Genomic DNA, 24,622 nt, shown 5'->3' with positions numbered 1-24,622 from the left:
AGGACATCTGCCGAAAGTCCGCCTTGGGTCGGTAATTCCGACCGGGGCTAGGCGGCGTTCAGCGCCTGAGCGAGATCGGCGATCAGATCCGACGGATGCTCGATGCCGATCGACAGCCGGATGGTGGAATCGAGCACGCCGATTTTCTGACGGATGTCGGCGGGAACGCCGGAATGGGTCATGGTGGCGGGCAGGCTCGCAAGCGACTCCGTTCCGCCAAGGCTCACCGCCAGCTTGAGGATTTGCAGCGCGTCGAGGAATTTCACGGCCGCCGCCTTGCCGCCGGCGATGTCGAACGAGAACGTCGATCCCGCCCCAAGGCATTGCCGTGCGAACACGCGCCCCGCGGGCGAGGCCTCCGCGTGATGACCGAGGTAGTGGACCTTGGCCACCTTGGGGTGGTCGCGCAGATAGTCCGCCACGAGACGCGCATTGGTATCGGCCTTTTCCATGCGCAGGCTCAGCGTTTCGAGCGACCGGTTGATCATCCAGCAGGAATGCGGATCGAGCTGGGTGCCGATGGCACCGCGGAGCTGCTTGATGCCCTTCATGATGGCCTTCGTACCGAGCGCGGCGCCCGCGATCAGGTCCGAATGTCCGCCGACATATTTGGTCAGCGAATACAGCGAAATGTCCGCGCCGTGCTCGATCGGCCGCTGAAACACGGGACCGAGCAGCGTATTGTCGCAGGCGATGATCGGCGTGTGTCCCTGGCTCTTGCCGATCGCATCGGCGACGCGGCGGATCATCGCGATATCGACCAGACCATTGGTCGGGTTTGCCGGCGTTTCGATCAGGATCATCGAGACCCGGCCCTTGCGCATTGCCTCCTCCGCGGCATGACTGACCGCCGCTTCATCAATGCCATCGGCGAATCCGACGGCGCCGATCGACAGACGCGCCAGCGTGTTCGTCAGCAGGGTTTCCGTCCCGCCATAAAGCGGCTGAGAATGCAGGATGACGTCACCGGGGCGGACGAACGCCAAAATCGTGGTCGAGATCGCCGCCATGCCGGATCCGAACAGAACACAGCTTTCGGTGCGCTCGTAGATCGCGAGCCTGTCCTCCACGATCTCACTGTTGGGGTGATTGAAGCGCGAATAGACCAGGCCCGCGCCCATGCCTTCCGGCGGCTCGCGCCGGCCGGAGACGAAATCGAAAAAGTCCTGGCCGTCATCGGCCGTTTTGAACACGAAGGTCGAGGTCAGGAACACCGGGGGTTTGATGGCGCCTTCCGACAGTTGCGGATCATAGCCATAGGTCAGCATCAGTGTTTCCGGATGCAGCATATGGTTGCCGATGTGGGTCTTCGACGGGAACGGTTTGACCATGGCCTGTCTCGCTGTCTTGAGGTGCCCGCCACGTGTCGGAACTCCTGACATCATGAGGCAGTCAGGCGCGAGATGCACCGGCATCCATCAGATCGCATCAACGCGGCGGCTGACGTGAAGATAACTGCTCCAACGGCGATCCGTCAGGTCTTGCGAGCAGAATTCCTGTTGAGTTGCGCGCAGATGTTCCGGCTGATGCCCAAGTCAGCAAAAAAGGCGGCTGCTTTCGCAACCGCCCCTTGCGTGATCCCGGTAGCCCGTTCCCTCAGCCGTTCTTCACCCGGAACGTCTCATGGCAGCCGCCGCATTCCTTGCCGACCGCGGGAAAACTCGCCTTGAGCGAGTCCAGATCCTTGATCTTGCCCTTGGCCTCAGCGACGACCTTGGCGAAGCTTGCGACCTTGGCGTCGAAGCCGGCCTTGTCCTCCCAGACCTTCGGCGAGGCGCTGTAGTCGCCGTCGAGCTTCACGCCCTTGGCGCTGGCCGGAAACAGGTTCGGCAGCTTCTTGGCGGTATCCTCGAACTGCGCCAGGGCGCTGTCCACGGTGGCCTGGTCGTAGGGCTTCTCGCCCTTGACCATCGCCGACACCGCGCCGGCGTTCTTGCCGTTGCCCTTCATGAGGGCCTGGGCCTCCTTGACGGAGTCCTGCTGCGCCCACACCGCGCCCATGCCGAGCAGCAGCGCGCCCCCGACAACCAAAACTCGCTTCATTCGCAAAATCCCTTTCCCTAAGACAGGATCGTGCTGACCCCTCAATGGGCCAACACCGTTTGGCAGACTTCATTCCATCCCAAGTGCGACGATAAATCGTCGCACTTGGGATTATTTGGTCGAGCTTGGGCTTACAGGCTGTGACGGCGATGGTGCTCGTTGATCGCGATCCACACCCGCTCCGGCGTTGCCGGCATGTCGATGTGGTCGATCTTGTATTCGCGCCAGAGCCCGTCGACGATGGCGTTGACGATGGCCGGACAGGAGCCGATCGCGCCCGCTTCGCCCGCCCCCTTCACGCCCATCGGATTGGTCGTGCAGGGGATGTTGTTGGTCTCGAACACGAAGTCCGGACCATCCGCCGCGCGCGGCAGCGCGTAGTCCATGTAGGTCGCGGTGATGAGCTGGCCGTCGCCCGCGCCATAGACCACCTGCTCCATCAAGGCCTGGCCGATGCCCTGCATGGCACCGCCATGCACCTGCCCCGCCAGCAGCAGCGGATTGAGCGTCTTGCCGAAATCGTCGACGATCACGTAGTTGACGATCTTGATGATGCCGGTGGCCGGATCGATCTCGACTTCCGCGACGTGTGTGCCGTTGGGATAGGTGCCGTCGGCGCTGGCGAAGGTCGCGCTCGCGTTCAGTTTCGACGGGTCGGCGCCGGGCCGCTTGGCAAGATCGGCGAACGAAATCGAACGGTCGGTGCCGGCGATGCGCACGATGCCGTCGGTGATCTCGAGGTCGCCGGCGCTGGCTTCCAGCGCCTGCGCCGCGATGTCCTTGAGCTTCTGGCCGAGCTCGCGCGTGGCGCGCTCGACACTGACTCCCCCAGAGGGAATCGAGGCCGAGCCGCCAGTGCCGAGGCCCGTTGCGATCATGGCGGTGTCACCCTGATGGACGTGCACGCGCTCGGGCGCAACACCGAACTGCTCCGCGACGATCTGCGCATAGGCGGTCTGGTGGCCCTGCCCGCTCGACTGCGTGCCGATCAGGACGGTGATGTCGCCGTTCGGATCCATCCGAACATTGGCGGTCTCCTCGCCCATGGTGCCGCAGACCTCGACATAGCTCGCAAGACCGATGCCGCGGATCAGGCCGTGCTTCTTGGCCGCCTTGGCGCGCTTGGGAAACTCCTTCCACTCGGCGATCTCCATCGCGCGCTTCAGATGCGCGGCGAAGTCGCCGGAATCGTAGACCTTGCCGGTCGCGGTCTTGTACGGCAGCGCCTTCGGCGGAATGAAATTCTTGCGGCGAATGGCGTCCGGCGTCATGTCGAGTTTTCGCGCGCAGGCGTCTACGAGCCGCTCGATCACATAGGCCGCCTCGGGCCGGCCCGCACCGCGATAGGCATCGACCGGCACACTGTTGGTGAAGACGGTCCGCACCCGGCAGTGGAAGGCCTGGATGTCGTACAGGCCCGGCAGCATGCCGGCGCCGCCATGCGGGATGTAGGGTCCGAAGGTCGAGAGGTAAGCGCCCATGTCACCCATCAGGTCGCAATCCATCGCGAGGAATTTGCCGTCCTCGGTCAGCGCCATCCTGGCGGTGGTGACGTTGTCGCGGCCCTGCGCGTCGCCCATGAAATGCTCGGTGCGGTCGGCCGCCCATTTCACCGTTTTCTTCAGTTGCTTTGCCGCGACCGCGAGCAGAGCGTATTCGCGATAGGGAAACAGCTTCGTGCCGAACCCGCCGCCGACATCGGGGCAGATCACCCGCATCTTGTCGGTCGGGATCTTGAGCACGTTCTGGCAGAGGATATCGCGCAGCCGGTGGCTGCCCTGGCTGCCGATCGTCAGCGTCAGATGATCATTCTTGGCGTCGTATTCGCAGACCGCGGCCCGCGTCTCCATGAAGCTTGCGACCACGCGCGGATTGACGATGGCGATTTCGGCAACCGTATGCGCCTTGGCGAAGGCGGCTTCGGTCGCCTTCTTGTCGCCGATCGAAACATCGAACAGCACATTGCCCGGCTTGTCGGGCCAAACCTGCGGCGCGCCTTTCTTCACAGCGTGGACGAGGCCGGTCACCGCCGGCAGCGTCGTCCACTTGACTTCGATCGCCTCGATCGCGTCGCGGGCCTGGTCGATGGTCTCGGCGACGACGAAGGCGATGGAGTCGCCGACATGACGCACCTCGTCCTTGGCGAGAATGGGGTAAGGCGGGCCTTTGAACGGCTCGGTTTCGAGATTGAACAGGCAGGGCAGATCGCCGAGATCCTTGACGTCATCGGCGGTCAGGATGAGCGCAACGCCGGGCAGCGTGCGGGCGCGGCTCGCATCGATGGTGAACCTGGCATGCGCGTGCGGCGAGCGCAGCATCAGGCAGCGGAGCGCGGCCTGCGGCGCATAGTCGTCGGTATAGCGGCCCTTGCCGCGGATGAGCGCGTCATCCTCCTTGCGCAGCACGCTTTGGCCAACGCCGAACTTGATGGGAGCCGCCATTGTATTGTCCCGTCCTATGGTTGTTTTGCCGGCATATTGCCGTGGAAAAACTGGCAAGGCAAACGGGTTTAGCCATGCACATGGGTCGCAGGCCGGGGAACGCGCCGCGCCCCCTCCCTTGTGGATACAGAATTGCGCCGCAAACAAGACCTCATCCTGAGCAGCCCGCCAAAAGGCGGGCGGCTCGAAGGATCGGCCGCGAAGAACACCCCGCCAGGCTCACTTACATCCCGCCACGGCTCCAAATATCCGCGGCGCGATCTCTCAACGCGTCGATCGCGCGTTCAGGCGTGATGTAGTCGATCTCGCCACGCGTCAGACCGATATCTCTCAGCCCCCTGTCACTCAGGTCCTGCAACGCAACTCCAGGGCTCTGGCGTTGCTCGCGAAGCGCGCTCCAGGATCGTCTGAGGAAACTCAAGATGCTTCGCGTCGGCGCCCTCTTGGGTCCGGCAGCATCCTTTTTCGACAGGGCGTCGTCCAGCGCGGCAGCGGACGCCTTGAGACGTGCTGCCAAGGCCTGGTCGACCGCGCTCTTCGCCGACGCGATGGAGAGGGTGAGGCCGCGCCGAGCGGCATCGTCCCCAATCCCGGATGAAATGTTCGTCAGTTGAGGTGGCATCGCACGCTCCTGCTGTTGTGCCGGCAGGGAGCGTGGCCAAACAAAAGGCCCCGTCCGATGCCGGCGGGGCCTGGTGGAAAAGATGTCGTCGTCGAATTGCTAGCGCACGACTCCTCCCACGGCCCAGCCGAAGCGGGTCATGTGGTTGCAGTTGAGTTTGCGCGACGATTTAATCATGACGGGCGAATAGCACGGCGAGCGTGCAAAATCAAGAGATGTGCGAAGATCGGCCACATCCTGGAAGCGAGCAGATCGCTTTTCGCCTAACCACGCACCAGCGAGACTAGCCAGCTTCGGCCGAACAAGATGAGGATCGCGAGCGCGTAGACGATTGTGCCCCCGACTGCCAGCAGGACCAGTGTCAATTCATCGCGAAAGTGCATCAAGGCCAGCGACGCAGCGCTAATGCGCGCGATCAGCCAGAAGCTCACAGCTAGGACGAATCCTGTCAGCAGGAATTTCGCGAGCGACAGCAGCCAGGCGCGATCCAGTACGAGAAACCCGCGCCGCACGGCGAAGAACAGCACCATCAGCAGATTGGTCCAGACGCCGACGGCGGTGGCCAGCGCCAGGCCGATCTGGGCGAGCGACCCCATCAGAGCGACCTTGAGCGCGACGTTGACGGCGATGCCGGTCAGGGACGCCCGCACCGGCGTTGCGGTATCCTTGCGGGCGTAGAAGGTCGCGACCGCGCTGCGGATCAGCACGAAGGGAATCAGGCCGATGGCATAGGCCGCGAGCGTCGCACCTGCGGCAGCCGCGTCGGCCTTCGAGAACGCGCCGCGGGCGAACAGTGCGCGCATGATCTCGTCGGGCACGGTGAGGAAGGCCGCCACGAACGGGATCGAGAACAGCAGCGTGAAATCGAAGGCGCGGCGCTGCGCCTTCATCGCACCGTCATGATCGTTGGCCGTGATCCGCCGCGACATCTCCGGCAGCAGCACCGTGCCGATGGCGATGCCGATGACGCCGATCGGCAGTTGATTGAGGCGGTCGGCGTAATAGAGCGCCGACAGCGCACCCGCGGGCAGGAAGGTCGCGATGATGGTGTCGGCGAACAGCGCGACCTGCGTGCCCATCGAGCCCAGCGTCGCCGGTCCCAACGCCTTGAAGAAGCCGCGGATGTCTTCGTCGAGCTTGAGCGGCGCGAAGCGCGGCAGGCCGCCATGGCGGGCGAGGTCACCCGCGAGCAGAAAATATTGCAGGAAGCCTGAGATCAGCACGCCCCAGGCCGCGGCGTGACCCGCAGTCGGAAACCAGGCGGCCAGCGCCAGCGTCATCATCATCGCGACGTTGAGGAAGATCGAGGCGGCGGCTGCGCTGGCAAAGCGCTGCATCACGTTGAGCATGCCGCCGTACAGCGTCACCAGCGTGATCAGCAGCAGATAGGGAAAGGTGATCCGGGTCAGCTCGATCGCGAGCTTGCGCTGCTCGGCATCCTCGGAAAAGCCCGGCGCCAGAATGCTCATGGCCTGCGGCATGAACAGCCAGGCCACGATCAGCAGCACGACTTGCGAGGCCAGCAGCAGCGTGAAGATGCGGTCGGCGAACAGTTTTGCCGCCCCCTCGCCCTTCTCGCCATGGACATGGGCATACGCCGGCACCCAGGCGGCGTTGAAGGCGCCTTCGGCAAAGATCGCGCGGAAATGGTTGGGCAGCCGCAGCGCCACGAAAAAGGCGTCGGCCACGGGACCGGCGCCGAGAATCGCCGCGAGCATGATGTCGCGGGCAAATCCCGTCAGCCGCGAGAGCAGCGTGTAACCACCAACCGTGAAGATGCGTCCGAGCATGCGTCTGTTTTAGAGCATGGCGAGATCAGGTCTAGGTGCAAACCACGAGGAAGGTTGCCCCCTCTCTCCCGCCTGCGGGAGAGAGGGGCAAAGATCAGCCCGCGATCGCGCCGCGCACGGCGGCGATGATTCGCTCCTGATCGGCTTCGGTCAAATAGGCGTGCATCGGCAGGCTGATGACGTCCTGCGACAGGCTCTCGCAAGCAGGCAGGCCGCCGTCGGCGACCGGATATTGCTTGTAGGCGGTCTGCTGGTGCATCGACTTGCCGTAATAGATCGCGGTCGGCACGCCCTGGGCCTTCAGCGCGGCGGCGAAGCCGTCGCGGTCGATCCCCTCGGGCAGGCGGATGGTGTATTGCGCCCAGACCGAGGTATTGCCCGGCGCCAGACGCGGCACGGCCACCACGTTCGACAGCCCCCGCGCATAGCGCTCCGCGACCTTGTTGCGGGCGGCGATCTCGTCGTCGAAGATCGTCAGCTTCTCGAGCAGGATCGCGGCCTGCATGGTGTCGAGCCGGCCGGTCAGGCCGAGGCGGACGTTGTCGTATTTGTCGACGCCCTGCCCGTGCACGCGGATGCTGCGCAGCGTCGCGGCGAGTTCGTCGTCGTCGGTGAAGATCGCGCCGCCGTCGCCGAAGCAGCCGAGCGGTTTTGCGGGGAAAAAGCTGGTCGTGGTGGCGAGCCCGAAGGTGCCGAGCTTGCGGCCCTTGTAGCTGGCGCCGAAACCCTGCGCGGCGTCGTCGAGCACGAACAGGCCCTCGGCCCTGGCGATCTCGGCGATGGCATCGTGATCGGCAGGCTGTCCGAACAGGTCGACGGGAATGACCGCAACAGGCCGCAGGCCGGCCTTCCGCGCGGTCGCGATGCCACGCTTCAGCGATTCCGGGCTCATGTTGAAGGTGGCTTCGTCGACGTCGACGTAAACGGGCGTCGCTCCGGTCCGGGCCGCCGGCGAGGCGGTCGCGATGAAGGTGAAGGACGGACACAGCACGGCATCGCCGGGGCCGACATTCTTTGCCATCAGCACCATCAGAAGCGCATCGGTGCCGCTGGCGCAGGCGATGACGTGCTTGGCGCCGCAATAGGCCGCGAGCTGCTTCTCGAGCTCGGCGACTTCAGGGCCGTTGACGAACTGGCAGTGGTCGAGCACGCGCTTGACGGCGGCATCGAGCGAGGCGCCGAGCCGACGGCGCTGCGAGCTGACATCGATGAAGGGAATGGGATCGAAACGCAGATGCTGGTTCATGGCCTGGTCCTTGGCGCCTTCTCGCGTGGTCGACATGGAAAGGGATCAGCCGACAACGCGGCGCGGGCCCTTGCGTGCAGCCGAATTGGCTGCGGGGCGCGAGGGCGTTTCCAGGCACTGCGTGGCGATCTCGAGACTGGCAACGCCCTCGTCGCCGGTCACCGCCGGCGTCTCGCCGTGGCGCACGGCCCTGAGGAACGCGATCAACTCGGCACGCAGCGGCTCGTCATGGCCGACCGGCAGATGCCGCATCGAATAGCTGCCGTCGGGCTTGAAGCCGAAGCACTCGGTGACCTGGCGCGTCAAGAGATCGCCCATCACGTATTTGCCGCGGGTCGCGACCGTGACGCTACGCGCCTTGAACGGCGTCAGCCAATTGGTGTTGATGTGGGCGAGAACGCCGTTGGCGGTGCGGAACTGCAGCAGCGCGATGTCCTCGCGCTCAGCGATCGCGCTCGACAATTGCGGCTGCACCTCGACGATATCGGATTCGGTGAACCAGCGGATCAAATCGATGTCGTGCACGGCGAGGTCGATGACGACGCCGACATTGGACATGCGCGGCGGGAACGGGCCGACGCGCGTGATCGCGATCGACAGGATGTCCTCGCCCGCGATCGCCTGCTTGACGGCGGCGACGGCGGGATTGAAGCGCTCGACGTGGCCTACCATCAGCGTCACGCCGGCCTTTTGCGCAGCGGTGACGATCTCGCGGCCTTCCGCGACCGTGGAGGCGATCGGCTTCTCGACCAGCACGTGGATGTTCCTGGCGATGCAGGCGAGCGCGACCTCGTGATGCAGATGGGTCGGCGCGGCAATGGTGACGGCATCGACGCCGGCGGCGAGGAGCTGGTCGAGCGTCTCGAAGCCCTGGCAGTTGGCAAGCTCGGTGGTGCGCGTCAGGTGCGCCGGCGAGGGATCGACCACGCCAACGAGATTGACGCCCGGAAGACCCGCAAGCACGCGCGCGTGGTTGCTGCCCATCACGCCCGCGCCAATGACGCCGACGCGCAAGCCGGCCTTTGCCGGTGCAGAAACTTTGGAACTCATCTGAGCAAACCCCGATTCACCGCAAATCCCCGCGCCGCTTCTAGCACGGGCGCCACATTTGTGGCGAATGCCGGCCTGACTGACCGGACACGATTTGATTCAAAAAGTTACACGTTCCCCAGGCCTTAAGTGGCTGAAAGATACCCCTGTTTCGGCCCAGGTCGTGCTTCGGAGTGTGCTGGTTACGACCTTTGATAGTCGTCTTCAATCCGTATGATGTCGTCTTCCCCGAGATAGCTTCCGGTCTGGACCTCGATGAGTTCCAGCATGATCTTGCCGGGATTCTCCATCCGGTGGACCGCGCCCATCGGAATGTAGATCGACTCGTTCTCGTGCACCGTCTTGACCGTCTCGTTGACCGTGACCCGGGCCGCGCCGCGGACCACGATCCAGTGCTCGGCACGATGATGGTGCTTCTGCAGCGACAGCCGCCCACCAGGCTTGACCACGATGCGCTTGACCTGATGGCGTTCGCCATTGTCGACGGACTGGTAGCTGCCCCAGGGCCGGTGCACCTTAAGATGCTCTTCAGTGACCTTCGGTGCGACCGTCTTGAGCTTGGTCACGAGACGCTTGAGGCCGTTGGCATCCTTCTGGCGCGAGACCAGCACGGCATCGGCGGTTGCGACCACTATGAGATCGTCGACGCCTTCGAGCGCGACCAGCGCGGAATCGGTGGTGACGTTGCAGTTGCGGGAGTCTTCGAACACCGCAGCGCCATGCGAGGCGTTGCCTTGTGCGTCCTTGTCCGACAGCTCCCACACTGCGTGCCAGGATCCGACGTCGGACCAGCCGCAGGCCACCGGCACGACCGCCGCGCGCGAGGTCTTCTCCATCACCGCGTAGTCGATCGAGATCGCCTTTGCCGCGCCAAACGCCTGCGGCTCCAGCGTCACGAAGCCGAGATCACGGCCAGCGTTGGCGACCGCATTGGAAACCGCCTCCACGCTTCCCGCATCGACCTTGCGGTATTCGTCGAGGAGGAGCGTGGCCGGGAACATGAAGTTGCCGCTGTTCCACAGATAGCCCGAATTGACGTAGTCGGCGGCCTTCACCGCGTCCGGCTTCTCGACGAAGCGCGCGACCGCATGCACCGTGCCTGAGATCACCTCGCCGGGGCTGATATAGCCGTATTCGGTCGCCGGCCGTTCCGGCTTGACGCCGAAGGTGACAATGCGCCCGGCGCTCGCGGCGGTGAGACCCTCGCGGCACGCCGCGACGAAAGCGGCGTTGTCCTGCACCACGTGGTCTGCGGCAAGCGCGAGCACGATGGCGTCACTGGCGCGGTTCTGCGCGAACAGCGCCCCTGCGGCGATCGCGGGGCCGGAATCGCGGCGCATCGGCTCGAGGATTACGTCGGCCTCGATGCCGATCTCGGCGAGTTGCTCCAGCACCATGAAGCGGTAGGACGCATTGGTGATGATAACAGGACGATCGAACAGCGAGGCATCCGAGACGCGCAGCAGCGTGTCCTGGAAGGTCGAGCGCGCGCCGAACAGCGGCAGGAATTGCTTGGGGCGCACCTCGCGCGAAGCCGGCCACAGCCGCGTGCCGGCACCGCCGCACATGATCAGGGGGATAATGCGTTTGTCCATCGTCATTTCAAACCTTGAAGTAGTCCCGATACCAGGTGACAAAATTACCAACCCCGTGCGCGATCGGCGTTGACGGCGCAAAGCCGGTGTCGCGCATCAGATCCTCGACATCCGCGAACGTTTCCAAGACGTCTCCCGGCTGCATCGGCAGCAATTCTTTGATTGCCGTCCGACCCAGCTCCTGCTCCAGAAGTCCGACGACATGCATCAGCTCTTCCGGGTGGTGATTACCGACATTGTAGACCTTAGACGGCGCATTTGCGGCAGCCGGGTCATCCGCGGGCACCCGATCGACCAGCTTGGATACTACACGGGTGACGTCGTCAATATAGGTGAAGTCGCGGCGCATCCGGCCATGGTTAAAGAGCCGGATCGGCTTGCCCGCCATGATGGCATTCGCGAACAGAAACAGGGCCATATCGGGCCGTCCCCACGGGCCATAGATGGTGAAGAAGCGCAAAGCAGTGACCGGCAGCCGGTAGAGATGGCTGTAGGACTGCGCCATCACCTCGTTCGCCTTCTTGGTCGCGGCGTAGAAACTCACGGGATGGTCGGTCCGATCCTGCACGGCAAATGGCAGTTTAGTGTTGGCGCCATAAACGGAGGATGACGAGGCGTAGACGAGATGACGACAGCCGTTGCGGCGGCAGCCCTCCAGCACGTTGAGAAAGCCCTGGAGATTGGAATCGGCATAAGCCTGCGGCTGCTCGATCGAGTAGCGCACGCCGGCCTGGGCCGCGAGATGCACGACCTCAGTGAATCCGTGCCGCGCGAACAGCGCGGCGATCGCCTCGCGGTCGGCGAGATCGGCCTTGACGAACGAAAAGCGGGAATCGTCGCGCAACAGTTCCAGCCGGTCCCGTTTCAGCGCGGGATCGTAATAGCTGTTGAGATTGTCCAGCCCGACGACGGTCCGGCCTTCGGCGAGCAGCTGCCGGGCGACGTGAAAGCCGATGAAGCCGGCCGCACCCGTGACCAAAATCGCCTGATCCGTCATCCTGTTCCCGAGGGCCTCCAAACCCGATCCTGCGCCCGCGGCGCCTGTTTAGCCGCCGCATCGAGGGGGGCACAATAGCCCGCGGCCCGTCATATCGGCGGTTCATGACCGCTCCTCGACACCGCTATTGCAAGATCGACGCCAAAACCATACCAAAGCGGCCTAATTCGGCGCCTCGCGTCGGGTTGCCTCAAATCTTCGCAAACCCTGTTCATGCGGGCGAGATGCGCCGAATCCTGCTGTCGACGGCCAAAATCCTGATTTCCGGCGCGCTGCTCTATCTGGCGCTGCGCAAGGTCGATCTGTCCGAGCTGTTCTCGCGCTTCACAGCGACCAGCCTGTTCTGGATCGCCATGGCGATCGCGGTCACGTTCCTGCAAATCTTCGTCGGCGTGTTGCGCTGGCGCGAGATCAGCGCCGAATGCGGCGCGCCGCTCGAGCTTTCCCGCGCCATGCGCTACAACGTGATCGGCGCGTTCTTCAACCAGACCCTGCCGTCCGCGATCGGCGGCGATGCGGTCCGGCTCTGGCTGGTCGCGCGCGCCGGCGCCGGATGGCGCGCGGCCACCTACTCCATCTTCGTCGATCGCGCGATCGGCCTCGTCGCGCTCGCGATTCTCATCGTCGCGAGCCTGCCCTGGAGCTACGAGCTGATCACCGATCCGCACGGACGCTCGGCACTGCTGCTGGTGGACTTCGCCGCGCTCGCGGGCGGCCTCGGCTTCCTGGTCTTCGGCGCGCTGAAATGGCCGTGGCTGAAGACCTGGTGGGCCACCCATCACATCCACGCCTGCGCCGTGATCGCCAACCGCGTGATCTTCGACGCAAGGCGCGGCCCCGTCATCGCGATCCTGTCGTTGCTCGTTCACGTGCTCGCGGTCGTCATCGGCTGGTGCGTGGTGCAGTCGATCGCGGCGCCGGTCAGCTTTGGCCAGATCTTCCAGCTGCTTCCGCCGGTCATGCTGATCACCCTGATGCCGATCTCGATCGCCGGCTGGGGCGTGCGCGAGGCGACCATGGGCCTGGCCTTCGGCTTCGCCGGGCTCGCACCCAACGAAGGCGTCAACATCTCGCTGCTGTTCGGCGCGGTCTCCTTCATCGTCGGCGCGGTCGGCGGCCTGGTCTGGATCCTCAGCGCGGAGAAAGCCGCGCAGGGCTCGGCGCCGCTCGGAGTGCCGGAGTGAACCCGGCCAGCGACGCTGTCGCCATCGTGCCGTCGCTGCTTGCCGTTGCGATCGCCGCGCTGATCTCGGCCGTCGTCACCTGGAGCAGCCGTCCCCTGCTCCAGCGTTACGCGCTGGCGCGGCCCAACGCGCGATCCTCGCATCGCATCCCGACCCCGCAGGGCGCCGGCATCGCGGTGATATCAGCGACGCTGCTGGTCGCATCCGTCTGGGGGGCCTGGGCCAACGCCGCGATCCCTCCGGCGCTGGTCATCGCGACGATCGTGATCGCGCTGGTCGGATTCGCCGACGACATCGTGTCGCTGCCGGTGCTGGTGCGGCTCCTGCTGCAAGCAGCCTGCGTCGGCGCGGTCGTGTTCGCCGCGCCCGAGACCGCGCGCATCGTGCCAGCGCTGCCGCTGGTGCTGGAGCGCGGCCTCATCCTGCTCGCCGGCATCTGGTTCGTGAACCTCGTCAATTTCATGGACGGGCTCGACCTGATGACGGTGGCGGAAGTGGTGCCGGTCACCGCGGCGCTGCTGCTGCTCGGGTGGCTCGGGGACTTGTCATGGCCGGCGGTGCTGATCGCCACGGCGCTGTGCGGCGCCATGCTCGGCTTTGTGCCGTTCAACAAGCCGCTCGCGAAGGTTTTCTTGGGCGATGTCGGCAGCCTGCCGATCGGCCTCCTGCTCGGCTGGTGCCTGCTGGAGCTGGCCTGGCACGGACAGCCCGCCGCGGCGCTGCTGCTGCCCGGCTACTACCTCGTGGATGCCACCATCACGCTGTTTCGCCGCATCCTCAGGCGCGAGCAGTTCTGGTCGGCGCATCGCTCGCATTTCTATCAGCGCGCCACCGACAACGGCTTCACGGTCCCGCGCGTGATCGGCGAGGTGTTCGCGCTCAATCTATGGCTGGCGATGCTTGCCATCGTCACCGTTCGCGCGGGCTCGACGGCGATCACGATCGTCGCGGTGCTCGCCGGCGCGTCCGCGATCAGCTTCGTGCTGCGACGGTTCTCGCGCCCTCAGGCGTCCTGAACCGACAGCGCGAGCCGCAGGCCTTCATCGAGAGAGACCTGCGGCTGCCACCCCGTCGCAATCGCCTTGGAGATGTTGAGCTCCAGCGAGCCGATCAGGCTGTCATGGGTGTCCTGCCGGCCCATCACGCTCAGCAGCGTGCTGAGCAGGTTCGGCGGCATGCCGAATAGCCGCGAGTTCTTGCCGGCCGCCTTCGCCAGCCGCTCGATGAACTCAGGCGTCGAGACCTGCTCCCTGTCGGCCACCAGAAAGATCTCGAAATTGCTCGCCGTGTCGGGATGAGCGAGCCGGCGCGCGATGAACGAGGAGAGGTTCTGCACGGCGAGGAAGGCCCGCTGATTGTGGATCGCGCCAAAGGGCAGCGGCAGCCCGAGGCTCACCGCGCGCGTCAGCAGCGCGAAATTGCCCTTGGCGCCTGCGCCGTAGACCAGCGGCGGCCGGATCACCGAGATATTCATGTCGCTGTCGCGCGCCAGCGTCTTCAGTCCCGCCTCGGCTGCCGCCTTGGACATGCCGTAGAGGCCGCGCGGCGTCAGGATGTCGTCCTCGCTGAACGGTGCGCGGCCTTCATTGCTGCGGCCGTGCACCAGGACGGTGCTGACGAATATGAACTGGCGCACGCCGGCCGTCGCCGCGGAGCGCGCCAGATGCAGCGTGCCGGCGATGTTGACGTTTCGGTAGAGCTGGACCGCGTGCTCCTCGTGCTTGTGATGCACGCGCGCGGCGAGATGGACGACGGCCTCGACGCCCTCGAGCGCGGCGCTCCAATCCGTCTCCGGGCCGATCGATTCGATCACGACCTCGTCGTCGAGGCCTTCCGGACTGCGAACCGCACGGCGCACCGACCATCCCTCGCGCGCCAGCGCAGGCGCGACGTGACGGCCGACGAAGCCGCTCGCTCCCGTCACCAGCACGACCGGTTTGCGCTCGCTCATCGCCGCTCCGAAAGGTTCGGGTTGCGCAACAATTCGTCGATCAGGCCGGCATAGGCGTCCATCGCCACGGTCCGGTCGTATCGCGCGGCCGCCTTCACCGCGCGTGCCGCGATCGCACCGTCGTCGGAACGGGCCGCCGCACGAATCGCGTCTGCGAGCTGATCGGCGCGGCCCGGCGTCACGACAGCGCCGAGCCCGTTCTCCACCACGGTCAAGGCCGCCTCGGCGTCTGGCTCGGAGACCAGCAGCACGGGACGGCCGACCGCCAGCAGATTGTAGAACCGGCTCGGCACCGACACCCCCGCCACGTCCTTCCGGTACGGAATGATCCAGAGATTGGCCGCCGCCAGGAACGCCTCGAGCTCGGCATCCGCGACGCGCGGCACGAAGGAGACATTGGAGAGGTTTGCTGCGGCCTGCAACTGCTTCAGCCGCTCGAAGCCGATGCCCCAGCCGGACAGCAGGAAGTGGATGTCCGGCTCGTCCTCGAGAAGACGCGCCGCCTCGAACACGATCTCCGGATCATGGGTGAAGCCGAGATTGCCCGACAGGCCGACGACGAAACGCCCAGGGATGGCCTTGCGGAACGGATTGTCCGGTGACAGCGGACGCGGACCAGGCACGAGCGTCGCCCAGTTCGGAATGAAACGGATCTTGCTGGGCGTCATGCCCGAGTAGCTCAGCAGCGGCCCCTCGGCGTCGCGGCCGATGGTGATGACGGCGTCGAGCGCGCGGAACATGAGGCTGTTGGCGGCACGCATCGTCCTCGTCACGATCGAACCCGGCTTCAGGAGGCCCGCCATCACCAGCACGTCGGGAAAGAGGTCGTGCAGGATCAGCGCCGAGCGCGCGCCCTTGAGCCATGCCGCCGCGGCAACGGCATAAGGCAGCATGAACGGCGCGGTGACGGTGAGCACGACGTCCCCCGCCTTGAGCTCCCGGACCAGCGCGATGAACGTGCGCGCCGCGAACAGCAGCTCGGAGGCGCCGCGCCGCACCAGCGCTGCCTTTCCCGCCATCCGGTTCCTGATCGCAACGACGCGCGGCTTGCCCGGACCGGTGTGCGAGGCCGGCAGTGCACCAGGCCAGCCCGACAGCACGACGACCTCGTGCCGCTCGGCAAGACGACAGGCGATCTCGGCCATGATCGCGGCGGTCGTGCTGGTATCCGGCGGATAGTGCTGGCTCGCGACGACGATCTTGCCAGCGATCTTGTCTTGGGACTGCATGGTCAGGCCGCGGTCGACCCGAATTCCGGAACCGCGTCCTTCAGGATGGTCCTGATCGTGGCCCGATCGTCGCGCGCGATCGCCTGCTCCAGCGCGACGATCCACTTGCGCAGAGTCTGCATCGGCGGCTCGTTCGGCTGCGCGGCCATGATCCCGGCGACGCCTATCTCGCGGGTCGGCTCCTCGGAGGCGAACAGGATCTCGTGCAGGCGCTCGCCCGGCCGCATGCCCGTGAACACGATCTCGATATCGTAGCCGGGCTGCAGGCCCGAGAGGCGGATCATGCGCTCGGCAAGGTCGACGATCTTCACGGGCTGGCCCATGTTGAGCACGTAGACCGAGACGTCCGGACGCTGCGTACCGAGCGCGTGCGTCGCCGCCGTGATGACGAGGTCGCAGGCCTCGCGGATCGTCATGAAGTAGCGGACCATGTCGGGATGCGTCACCGTCACGGGGCCGCCGGCCTCGATCTGGGCCTTGAACTTCGGCACCACCGAACCGTTCGACGCCAGCACATTGCCGAATCGCACCGAGATCAGCCGCATTGCCGGCCTGGCGCCACCGCTCGCTGCCGCGAGGTCATGATCGAGCGCCTGGCAGTACATCTCGGCGAAACGCTTGGTGAGGCCGAGCATCGAGACCGGCTCAATCGCCTTGTCGGTCGAGATCATCACCATGGCTTCGGCGCCGGCGTTGTGCGCTGCATCGGCCACGTTGATCGAGCCGAAGATGTTGGTCTTGACGCCCTCACTCCAGTCGCGCTCGAGGATCGGCACATGCTTGAGCGCGGCGGCATGGAACACGATGTCCGGCTTGAACTCGGCCATCAGGCGCATGATGCGTTCGCGGTCGCGGATGTCGGCGATCCGCCCTTCGATCGCGGCCGCGGCGCCCTGCGCGGCGAGCGCTTCCGTGACGGCGTAGAGGGCCGGCTCGGAATTTTCCACGATCAGCAGGCGCGCGGCGCCAAACGCGACGACGCGCTCGCAGATCTCGGAGCCGATCGAGCCGCCGCCGCCGGTGACGATCACCGCCTTGCCCCTGATCAGGGCTTCGAGGCGCGCATAGTCGATCTTCTCGCTCGGCCGCAGCAGGAGGTCCTCGACCGCGACGGCTGTGAGGCGCGGCGTGTCACCGCTCTCGAGCGAGGGCATGCGGTTGACGATCACCCCGAGCTTGCGCGCCCGCATCAGGATCGATTCCGGACGCGCGTCCGGCTCGAACGCCGACGGCGTCATGACGAGGCGCGCGATCGGCTTGTTGCGCTTGGCGAAGTCGGCGATGACGTCTTCGATATCATCGATGTCGCCCAGCACCGGCACGTTGCGGATGAGCTGGCCGCGATCCGAGCTCGACGGCGACAGCATGCCGACCGGCCAGATGCGCTTGATCGCACCGCTCTCGATGCCGCGGAGCAGCACCTCGGCGTCCGCGGCGCGGCCGATCAGCAGCGTCGGCGCGGCATCTTCGGTCCGCGCATGACGCCGCACCCGTGTATAGCGGAAGTAGCGGTAGGTCATGCGCAACGCGCTGAGCAGGCTGATCTCGAGGAACCAGTAGAGGACGATGGTCACCTTGCCGAGGAAGAAGGCGCCGCGAACGTTAGGGGCGACGAAGACGTAATCGAGCACGAGCAGCGCGACCGTCAGCACGCTCGCGACGCGGATGATGTTCAGCGCGTCCGGCAGCGAGATGAAGCGCCATTTCGTCGTGGTCAGGTTGAAGACGAAAAACACGACCACGCTGAACGCGAGGAAGTAGGGCAGGATCTGGAACAGCAGCGGCAGGCGGTCGTAGAAGCCCTCGCCGCCCTCGAAGCGGATATAGAAGGCGGCAAACAGCGCCGCCGTGGTCGCCAGGAGGTCGTGGAGCGCAATCAAGAAATTACGCAAGGTGAGATGCGAGAGACGCGTCATCCGCCGACCGATGAAAATCCAGTTAGGTGCAACCTGACCGCGCTGATAGCCCATCTCGGCAAGAACCGCCAGCACAAGACGCCGGCCCGAGACCTGCGGCAAAGGACTTTCCGGCACAGGACTCTCAACATGGACTTGCCGGCCGCTCAGGAACCCGATTCGGGTTTCGCCGACGCCCGCTGCGCCCGGATCACCATGCCCCCGGCGACGCCGACGCCGATGACGTACATCCAGCCCTCGTGGAAATCGAACAGGTGGGAGTTGAACAGCGAGGTGAAGACGTTCTGGACCACGACCAGCAGGCCGATCCACTCGGCAAAGCCGTCGCCGCGAAACAGCAGGAAATGACTGATCCAGATCGCGTAGAGAACGAAGACGCCGATAACGCCCCACTGCACCGCGACGTGCAGCGTCTGGTTATGCGGATTCGGAAACACCCTGACGCCTTGAACCCATGAGGGGTCTTTGGAGGCCCGCTCGAATAGTCCCTGCGAGGAGCCGGTGCCGTGGCCCATAAGCGGAGCCTGCACGAAGAACTTGATCGAGTGCCGCCAATATTCGAGACGCTCCCCCATGGACGTCGGGACGTTCTCCTGCATGTAAAGCCGATAGTCCCGCGAAAACGTGTCGGCAGTCTTCCGCAATTGCGGCGAGGCCTGCCAGGCGATGGCGGCGCCCGCGATCAACACCGCGGAGATGATGGCGATGCTGCGCCAGCTCAAATGAAGCAGCGCGAACACGGCAATCATGATGGGCACGGTGACGAGCGCGGTGCGCGAGACCACCACGAAGGCCATGTTGACCAGGAAGCTCAGCGCCAGCGCCACGAGCAAGCCTGCGAGCCAGTAGCGCTTCTCGCGCAGCAGCTGCAGCACGGGATACGCGAGCGCGATCGCGCACAAAGTGAATTCCTGGCTCTGGTCGATGTAGTTCTTGACGAAGATGCCGCGTTCGAGGGGGTCATAGGGCCTCAGCGACAGGCCGGGATAGAAGGCGACCAGCCACGACATCACCGACAGCAGTGCGCAGGACACCAGGAAGGTGATGTAGATCCAGTGTCCCCGCGTCGAACGTTCGAAGTGATAGAGCAGGACGGGCAGCACGAGCAGCTTGACGGTCGGACCGACGGCATAGAGGCGCGCGCCCCAGGCCGCGTCCGACCACAGCGTCCCCAGCAATGCCAGCAGGAACAGCGCGATCGGCGCCGCGCAGATCGGGCGCTTCAGCGATTGCAGGAATGCCCTGACATCGAGAAACGGCACCATGCAGACCAGGAACGCAGCGTTGAAGATCGCCACGAGCGAGGTCGACCAGGGCAGCGAAGCCACGGTAAGGATCGCGAACAGATCGACCGTCTCGCTCCAGGCTGCCGGACTGCGCAGGCGCCGCCGCAGCATCTGGGCGGTGGTCTCGCTGGCAAGCGTCGTCACTTGGTCCGTCACTTGCCGCCGCCCCGCGCGCGATGGACCAGCGCGGTGGTGCTGAAGCCCTGGAGGATGTCGACCAGAACCACCGTTCCGCCCGCGGCCTCGACGACCTCGTGGCCGACCACCTGCTCGCGGGTGTAGTCACCGCCCTTCACCAGCGCGCTCGGCTTGATCCGGGTGATCAGCTCGATCGGCGTGTCCTCCTCGAAGATGACGACGAGATCGACGGCCTCTAACGCCGCCAGCACTTCCGCGCGCGCACGCTCGTCCTGCACGGGTCGCTCCGCCCCCTTCAGCCGGCGCACCGAGGCGTCGCTGTTGAGGCCGACGATCAGGCGATCGCAGGCGCCGCGCGCCGCGGTCAGCACCTTGACGTGGCCGGGATGCAGGATGTCGAAACAACCATTGGTGAAGCCGACGCGCAGGCCCTGCCGCCTCCATTCCGCGAGTTGTGCGTCGAGCGTATCAGGCTCCAGCACGATCTTCTCCTCGGCCGCCAGATAGGCATGCGGCAGGATCTTCCGCCGCAACTCGGCTGCGCTCACGCTGGCGGTGCCCTGCTTGCCGACCGCGACGGCGGCCGCGGCACTCGCCATGCGCAGGGCACTATCCCAGTCCGCGCCCGCGGCAAGCGAGACCGCGAGCGCGGCTGCGACGGTATCGCCGGCACCGGAGACGTCGCGCACCTTGACGGGAAAGGCCGGAACATGAACGGCATCTCCGCTGCGCGGCACCAGCGTCATGCCCTGCTCGCCTTGCGTGACCAGGATCGCCTCGCAATCGGCGAGCCGCATCACGTCCTCGCTGGCATCGACGATGCTCTGCACGGTGTCGGCACGGCTGCGCGTCGCCTCCGAAAATTCCTTGCGGTTGGGCGTGAGCAGTGTGGCGCCCCGATAGATCGCCCAGTTCAGGCTCTTGGGATCGACGATCACGGACTTGCCGGATTTTCGCGCGGCATCGATCGTGTGCCGGATCACCCGCGCGGTCAGCACGCCCTTGGCGTAGTCGGACAGCAGCACGATGTCGGCACGCGCGATCTGGGGCAGGATCGCCTCGATCAGCTTCGTCTCGACGTCGTCGGAGGCAGGCACAGCCTGCTCCCAATCCGCGCGCAGCATGTGCGTGGAGAAATGCTCGGACACGAAACGGACCTTGCGCGTGGTCGGCCGCGACGGATCGCACACCAGCACGCTTTCGATGCCGTCCTGCTCACCCAGCGCGTCCCTGAGCTGCCTGCCGGCATCGTCCTCGCCGACGAGGCCGACGAAGATGCAGCGCGCGCCGAGAGCGGCGATATTGCGCGCGACATTGCCGGCGCCGCCGATATGGATCTCGCTGCGCTGGGCCACGATGACCGGCGTCGGCGCTTCCGGCGAAATCCTGGACACCTCGCCATAGACGAATTCGTCCAGCATGATGTCGCCGATGCAGAGCACCGTGCGATCGGAGATGGCCTGCGCGAGGGCGTCGAAATCGAGAATGGGCGTCGGCATGATCCTTGAGCCTTAGATCCTGGAGCCTCAGCGGAAGCGGTCGGGCCGGTCGAGATAATCCCCGACATAGGCTTTCACCGCATCCTCGAGCGTCGTGAAGCCGCCATTATAGCCGGCGTGGTGAAGGCGATCGACCTTGCTCTGGGTGAAGTATTGATAGCTGCCGCGGATGCTCTCGGGCATGTCGACATATTCGATGTTCGGCCTGGTGCCCAGCGCCGCATAGGCAGCCAGCATCAGGTCCTTGAAGCTGCGCGCCTTGCCGGTGCCGACATTGAAGAGCCCGGACACCGACGGGCTCGCCAGCAGCCACATCATCACGCGCACGACGTCGTCGACATAGATGAAATCGCGGCGCTGATCGCCGTCGACGATGCCCTCGCGATGCGACTTGAACAGCTGCACGACGCGGCCCGCTTTGACGTCGTCGAAGCGGCGCGCGAGCACGCTCATCATCGTACCCTTGTGGTACTCGTTGGGGCCGAACACGTTGAAGAACTTCAGGCCTGCCCATTGCGGCGGGAGCGGATCGCCGTTCACAGCACGCCCGGCGACCGCGAGATCGAACAGATGCTTGCTCCAGCCGTAGAGATTCATCGGCCGCAGCTGCTTCAGGGCAGGCAGAGAGGCGTCGTCGTCAAAGCCGGCCTCGCCGTCGCCGTAAGTCGCCGCCGACGAGGCGTAGATGAGCCGCACGGCATTCGCCGTGCACCAGTCCAGCAGGCGCATGGAGAGGCGGAAATTGGTCTCGATCACGAGATCGCCGTCGGTCGCGGTGGTCTCGGAAATCGCCCCGAGATGGATCACGGCGTCGAGCTTGCGGCCCTTCAGCCAGTCGAACAGCTCGGCCGGCGGGAGGATATCCACAAGCTGGCGCTTGGCGAGGTTTCGCCACTTGCCCTCGCTGCCGAGCAGGTCGCAGACCACGACGTCGCTGCGGCCGGCCTCGTTCAGCGCGGCGACGACATTCGATCCGATAAAACCGGCCCCGCCGGTCACCAGCAACATTCCAACGTCCCTGCCCGATTTTTGCGACCCGTTTCTGCCCTAGCGCATGATCCGGCAAAGTGTAAGCGGTTTTGGGATTGGGCTGCGGCCGGCTTTACCTGCCGGCCCGGAGCGGCTACCGAACCGGTATATCCCAGCACACCTTGGCCCCGTCAATCAATGAACAATGATTCGCAGTTTAGTGGAGCAGCAGATCCGAGCGACACCCGCCCGATCCTGATCGTCCCCTATATGTGGATCGGCGATTTCGTCCGGAATCACACCGTGGTGCGGGTCCTGAAGGAGCGCTGGCCCAACCGGCCGGTTGATCTCTTGACCACCTCCCTGTGCGCCCCGCTGGTCGATTACATGCCCGGCGTGCGGCAGGGGATCGTCTGGGACCTGCCGCGCGGCCGGCTGGCCGTCGGCCGCCAGCTCGGCCTGGCCAAGCTCCTGCGCGAGCGGAAGTACGGCACCGCCCTGGTGCTGCCGCGGACCTGGAAGGCCGCCATCGCGCCGGCACTGGCCGGAATCCCCGAGCGGGTCGGCTTCGTCGGCGAGTTCAGGTTCGGCCTGCTCAACCGCTGGCGCTGGGGCGAGAAGAAGCTGCCCCGCTTCATCGACAAGAACGCCGCGCTGGCCCAGCCCGACGGCTCGCCCCTGCCCCCGGAATGGCCGGTGCCGCAATTGCAGGTCCCGGCCGAGGATATCGTCCGCTGGCGGCAAGCCAACGGCCTCAGCGCCGGCGCCGCCGTGGCGCTCGCCCCCGGCTCCGTCGGTGCGTCAAAGCGCTGGACCTATTATCCAGAGGCCGCCCGCCTGCTGGTCGAGCGCGGGCTGGACGTCTGGGTGGTCGGCGGCCCCGGCGAGAAGGGACTTGCCCAGGAGATCGTCGCCGCGGGCGGCCGCGGGACCGCTGGCGGCCCAAGGGTCCGGGACCTCACCGGCACGGATCTGCGCAACGGCGTCCTCGCCATGGCCGCGGCCGGCGTCGCGATCTGCAACGATTCCGGCCTGATGCACATCGCAGCTGCGCTCGGCACGCCGACCATGGGCATCTTCGGCCCGACCAGCCCCTATCTCTGGGCTCCCCTCAACGGCCTCGCCGCGACCGTGGTGCAGGATAAGAGCGTGCTGTCCTGCCAGCCCTGCCAGAGCACGATCTGCAAGATGAACGACCACAGGTGCATGCGCGACATCGCGGCCGTGGAGGTGGTGGGGATTGCGGAGCGGGTGCTGAGGGAGACGGGGGCACGCGTGACGACGCGCGACACCTAGTTCAACACTCGCCGGAAACCACCCTGCGTCAGCCCGGGTGGTTTCCGGTCGATCCTCAGTGATGGGTCTTTTGGCGCGCCGGAGGCAACAGCACGGTATCGATCACGTGGATCACGCCGTTCGACGCCTCGATATCCGGCTGAATGACACGCGCATCGTTGACCTTCACACCGAAGGTGCCATCGACGCTCACCGGCTGGCCCTGGACGGTCGCGACCTGGAGCGACTTGCCCGCCACATCAGCCGCCTTCACGCGGCCCGGAATGACGTGATATTTCAAAATGGCCGCGAGCTTGGTCTTGTTCTTGAGCAGCGACTCGACCGTTCCCGGCGGCAGCTTGGCGAAAGCCGCATCGTTCGGCGCGAACACCGTGAACGGGCCCTTGCCCTTCAGCGTGTGAACGAGGCCCGCGGCCTTGACGGCGGTGACGAGCGTCGTAAACGAGCCGGCAGAAACAGCGGTGTCCACGATATCCGCGGCGCGCGCCATCGAGGGGCCGAGCAAGCCAGCCAGCATGGCGGCTCCGGCCACGAACGAACGTATTGCAGGCGTCATCATTTTCTCCGAGTTGCTGTGATTGAGTCTCAACCGATGTGACGGATGCGCACGAGATCTCGCATCCACCGTGCGATCAGATGCGATCGACATTGACGAAACGGAGCCTCGCGGCGGCTGGATCACCTGCCTGTTCGAAAATCCTGCGGCGCAGTGCCGCGCTCAATCCTCGACCATGGCCATGAACTCCTGACGCGAGATCGGATTGTCGCGAAAGCAGCCAAGCATGCAGCTGGTCACCATGTCGGAACCGATTTTCTGCACCCCGCGGCTCGACATGCAGTGGTGATTGGCCTTGAGGATGACGCCGACGCCCTTAGGCTTCAGAGCTTTCTGCACTGCCGACGCAATTTCAGACGTCATGCGCTCCTGGATCTGGAATCGCTTGGCGTAGACCTGCACCACGCGCGCGAGCTTCGAGATGCCGACGACACGGCCATCCGGCACATAGGCGACCCAGGCGCGGCCGATGATGGGCGCGATATGATGCTCGCAATGGCTTTCGAACGAGATACCGCGCAGGATCACCATCTCCTCGTAGCTGCCGGTCTCGTCGAAGGTCCTGTCGAGGATCTGAATCGGATCCTGCTCATAGCCCGCGAAATATTCCTCGAACGCACGCGCGGCCCGCGCCGGCGTGTCCAGCAAGCCGGGCCGATCCGGATCATCACCCGCCCATCGGATGATGGTCCGAAATGCGGCTTCGGCTTCTTCACGGCTCGGCCGCTGCAGCCGATTGGGAGCAATTCCGGTATCCACAGTCACGCCATCAAACCTTTCGCGTTATCCGCCGCCACGATGCAACCGCCTCCAT

Annotated in this window: 20 protein-coding genes; 3 read left to right on the top strand and 17 right to left on the bottom strand. The window is 65.3% G+C overall.

Features of this window, described 5'->3' with window-relative positions:
* Positions 1-47: 47 nt before the first annotated feature.
* The 9 genes from FNV92_RS11815 to FNV92_RS11775 all read right to left on the bottom strand — a co-directional run bounded on the left by FNV92_RS11815 (position 48) and on the right by FNV92_RS11775 (position 11,784).
* Positions 48-1,331, bottom strand: coding sequence for a cystathionine gamma-synthase family protein (locus tag FNV92_RS11815; protein ID WP_143840837.1), 1,284 nt, complete (start codon positions 1,329-1,331; stop codon positions 48-50).
* A 265-nt stretch (positions 1,332-1,596) separates the two neighbouring features.
* Positions 1,597-2,043 (bottom strand): c-type cytochrome, encoded by a 447-nt coding sequence (locus FNV92_RS11810; RefSeq protein WP_143840838.1) that lies wholly within the window; start codon positions 2,041-2,043, stop codon positions 1,597-1,599.
* Between the two features lie 131 nt (positions 2,044-2,174).
* Complete coding sequence (locus FNV92_RS11805) at positions 2,175-4,484, bottom strand: xanthine dehydrogenase family protein molybdopterin-binding subunit (RefSeq protein ID WP_143840839.1); 2,310 nt, start codon at positions 4,482-4,484, stop codon at positions 2,175-2,177.
* Between the two features lie 223 nt (positions 4,485-4,707).
* Positions 4,708-5,106 carry a DUF1127 domain-containing protein gene (locus FNV92_RS11800; protein ID WP_143840840.1) on the bottom strand — a complete coding sequence of 133 codons (399 nt, stop codon included), beginning with the start codon at positions 5,104-5,106 and terminating at the stop codon, positions 4,708-4,710.
* Positions 5,107-5,369: 263 nt separating this feature from the next.
* Entirely contained in the window at positions 5,370-6,896 is a 1,527-nt protein-coding gene (murJ, locus tag FNV92_RS11795; RefSeq protein WP_143840841.1) for a murein biosynthesis integral membrane protein MurJ, read from the bottom strand.
* A 94-nt stretch (positions 6,897-6,990) separates the two neighbouring features.
* Positions 6,991-8,178 (bottom strand): DegT/DnrJ/EryC1/StrS family aminotransferase, encoded by a 1,188-nt coding sequence (locus tag FNV92_RS11790; RefSeq protein WP_143840842.1) that lies wholly within the window; start codon positions 8,176-8,178, stop codon positions 6,991-6,993.
* A gap of 9 nt (positions 8,179-8,187) precedes the next feature.
* Positions 8,188-9,192 (bottom strand): Gfo/Idh/MocA family protein, encoded by a 1,005-nt coding sequence (locus FNV92_RS11785; RefSeq protein WP_143840843.1) that lies wholly within the window; start codon positions 9,190-9,192, stop codon positions 8,188-8,190.
* Positions 9,193-9,374: 182 nt separating this feature from the next.
* Complete coding sequence (locus tag FNV92_RS11780) at positions 9,375-10,787, bottom strand: mannose-1-phosphate guanylyltransferase/mannose-6-phosphate isomerase (protein WP_168213251.1); 1,413 nt, start codon at positions 10,785-10,787, stop codon at positions 9,375-9,377.
* 7 nt (positions 10,788-10,794) lie between these two features.
* A complete protein-coding gene (locus FNV92_RS11775; protein WP_143840845.1) occupies positions 10,795-11,784 on the bottom strand; it encodes an SDR family NAD(P)-dependent oxidoreductase in 990 nt (329 codons plus the stop codon).
* 224 nt (positions 11,785-12,008) lie between these two features.
* On the opposite strand from FNV92_RS11775, the gene FNV92_RS11770 reads away from it, so the two are divergent.
* Together FNV92_RS11770 and FNV92_RS11765 are read left to right on the top strand one after the other, a co-directional pair.
* A complete protein-coding gene (locus tag FNV92_RS11770; protein WP_015684875.1) occupies positions 12,009-12,968 on the top strand; it encodes a lysylphosphatidylglycerol synthase transmembrane domain-containing protein in 960 nt (319 codons plus the stop codon).
* Complete coding sequence (locus FNV92_RS11765; RefSeq protein WP_143840846.1) at positions 12,965-13,984, top strand: MraY family glycosyltransferase; 1,020 nt, start codon at positions 12,965-12,967, stop codon at positions 13,982-13,984. The genes FNV92_RS11770 and FNV92_RS11765 overlap by 4 nt, the downstream gene beginning before the upstream one ends.
* On the opposite strand, the gene FNV92_RS11760 is transcribed toward FNV92_RS11765, so the two are convergent.
* From FNV92_RS11760 to rfaD, 6 genes are all read right to left on the bottom strand, one after another.
* Positions 13,972-14,919 (bottom strand): NAD-dependent epimerase/dehydratase family protein, encoded by a 948-nt coding sequence (locus FNV92_RS11760; RefSeq protein ID WP_015684873.1) that lies wholly within the window; start codon positions 14,917-14,919, stop codon positions 13,972-13,974. The genes FNV92_RS11765 and FNV92_RS11760 overlap by 13 nt on opposite strands.
* Positions 14,916-16,148 (bottom strand): glycosyltransferase family 4 protein, encoded by a 1,233-nt coding sequence (locus FNV92_RS11755; protein ID WP_168213252.1) that lies wholly within the window; start codon positions 16,146-16,148, stop codon positions 14,916-14,918. Before FNV92_RS11755 ends, FNV92_RS11760 begins: the two co-directional genes overlap by 4 nt.
* A gap of 2 nt (positions 16,149-16,150) precedes the next feature.
* Complete coding sequence (locus tag FNV92_RS11750; protein WP_041748789.1) at positions 16,151-18,064, bottom strand: SDR family NAD(P)-dependent oxidoreductase; 1,914 nt, start codon at positions 18,062-18,064, stop codon at positions 16,151-16,153.
* Between the two features lie 146 nt (positions 18,065-18,210).
* Complete coding sequence (locus FNV92_RS11745) at positions 18,211-19,494, bottom strand: O-antigen ligase family protein (RefSeq protein WP_143846029.1); 1,284 nt, start codon at positions 19,492-19,494, stop codon at positions 18,211-18,213.
* An 8-nt stretch (positions 19,495-19,502) separates the two neighbouring features.
* A complete protein-coding gene (gene rfaE1, locus FNV92_RS11740) occupies positions 19,503-20,987 on the bottom strand; it encodes a D-glycero-beta-D-manno-heptose-7-phosphate kinase (RefSeq protein WP_143840848.1) in 1,485 nt (494 codons plus the stop codon).
* A gap of 27 nt (positions 20,988-21,014) precedes the next feature.
* Complete coding sequence (gene rfaD / locus FNV92_RS11735; RefSeq protein WP_143840849.1) at positions 21,015-21,995, bottom strand: ADP-glyceromanno-heptose 6-epimerase; 981 nt, start codon at positions 21,993-21,995, stop codon at positions 21,015-21,017.
* Between the two features lie 159 nt (positions 21,996-22,154).
* On the opposite strand from rfaD, the gene waaF reads away from it, so the two are divergent.
* Positions 22,155-23,252 carry a lipopolysaccharide heptosyltransferase II gene (waaF, locus tag FNV92_RS11730; RefSeq protein ID WP_143840850.1) on the top strand — a complete coding sequence of 366 codons (1,098 nt, stop codon included), beginning with the start codon at positions 22,155-22,157 and terminating at the stop codon, positions 23,250-23,252.
* 55 nt (positions 23,253-23,307) lie between these two features.
* Here the strand turns inward: waaF and FNV92_RS11725 are convergent, their stop codons facing one another.
* Both FNV92_RS11725 and folE read right to left on the bottom strand, forming a co-directional pair.
* Positions 23,308-23,769, bottom strand: coding sequence for a fasciclin domain-containing protein (locus FNV92_RS11725; RefSeq protein WP_143840851.1), 462 nt, complete (start codon positions 23,767-23,769; stop codon positions 23,308-23,310).
* A gap of 201 nt (positions 23,770-23,970) precedes the next feature.
* Complete coding sequence (gene folE, locus FNV92_RS11720; RefSeq protein WP_051026532.1) at positions 23,971-24,573, bottom strand: GTP cyclohydrolase I FolE; 603 nt, start codon at positions 24,571-24,573, stop codon at positions 23,971-23,973.
* Positions 24,574-24,622: the final 49 nt, after the last annotated feature.

It is taken from the genome of Bradyrhizobium cosmicum, assembly GCF_007290395.2.
Taxonomy (GTDB): Bacteria; Pseudomonadota; Alphaproteobacteria; order Rhizobiales; family Xanthobacteraceae; genus Bradyrhizobium; species Bradyrhizobium cosmicum.
Note: the sequence above shows the minus strand (reverse complement) of the source record. Positions and strands in the feature narration are given on the sequence as shown.

What these genes read in the sequence shown, in the direction of transcription:
- FNV92_RS11725 (WP_143840851.1), bottom strand. Translation starts at nt 23,769, where the DNA reads ATGCTGGCTGGCTTGCTCGGCCCCTCGATGGCGCGCGCCGCGGATATC.
- FNV92_RS11810 (WP_143840838.1), bottom strand. Translation starts at nt 2,043, where the DNA reads ATGAAGCGAGTTTTGGTTGTCGGGGGCGCGCTGCTGCTCGGCATGGGC.
- FNV92_RS11805 (WP_143840839.1), bottom strand. Translation starts at nt 4,484, where the DNA reads ATGGCGGCTCCCATCAAGTTCGGCGTTGGCCAAAGCGTGCTGCGCAAG.
- rfaE1 (WP_143840848.1), bottom strand. Translation starts at nt 20,987, where the DNA reads ATGCCGACGCCCATTCTCGATTTCGACGCCCTCGCGCAGGCCATCTCC.
- FNV92_RS11755 (WP_168213252.1), bottom strand. Translation starts at nt 16,148, where the DNA reads ATGCAGTCCCAAGACAAGATCGCTGGCAAGATCGTCGTCGCGAGCCAG.
- FNV92_RS11800 (WP_143840840.1), bottom strand. Translation starts at nt 5,106, where the DNA reads ATGCCACCTCAACTGACGAACATTTCATCCGGGATTGGGGACGATGCC.
- FNV92_RS11770 (WP_015684875.1), top strand. Translation starts at nt 12,009, where the DNA reads ATGCGCCGAATCCTGCTGTCGACGGCCAAAATCCTGATTTCCGGCGCG.
- rfaD (WP_143840849.1), bottom strand. Translation starts at nt 21,995, where the DNA reads ATGTTGCTGGTGACCGGCGGGGCCGGTTTTATCGGATCGAATGTCGTC.
- FNV92_RS11760 (WP_015684873.1), bottom strand. Translation starts at nt 14,919, where the DNA reads ATGAGCGAGCGCAAACCGGTCGTGCTGGTGACGGGAGCGAGCGGCTTC.
- FNV92_RS11780 (WP_168213251.1), bottom strand. Translation starts at nt 10,787, where the DNA reads ATGGACAAACGCATTATCCCCCTGATCATGTGCGGCGGTGCCGGCACG.
- FNV92_RS11790 (WP_143840842.1), bottom strand. Translation starts at nt 8,178, where the DNA reads ATGTCGACCACGCGAGAAGGCGCCAAGGACCAGGCCATGAACCAGCAT.
- FNV92_RS11775 (WP_143840845.1), bottom strand. Translation starts at nt 11,784, where the DNA reads ATGACGGATCAGGCGATTTTGGTCACGGGTGCGGCCGGCTTCATCGGC.
- FNV92_RS11815 (WP_143840837.1), bottom strand. Translation starts at nt 1,331, where the DNA reads ATGGTCAAACCGTTCCCGTCGAAGACCCACATCGGCAACCATATGCTG.
- FNV92_RS11785 (WP_143840843.1), bottom strand. Translation starts at nt 9,192, where the DNA reads ATGAGTTCCAAAGTTTCTGCACCGGCAAAGGCCGGCTTGCGCGTCGGC.
- FNV92_RS11750 (WP_041748789.1), bottom strand. Translation starts at nt 18,064, where the DNA reads ATGACGCGTCTCTCGCATCTCACCTTGCGTAATTTCTTGATTGCGCTC.
- murJ (WP_143840841.1), bottom strand. Translation starts at nt 6,896, where the DNA reads ATGCTCGGACGCATCTTCACGGTTGGTGGTTACACGCTGCTCTCGCGG.
- waaF (WP_143840850.1), top strand. Translation starts at nt 22,155, where the DNA reads ATGAACAATGATTCGCAGTTTAGTGGAGCAGCAGATCCGAGCGACACC.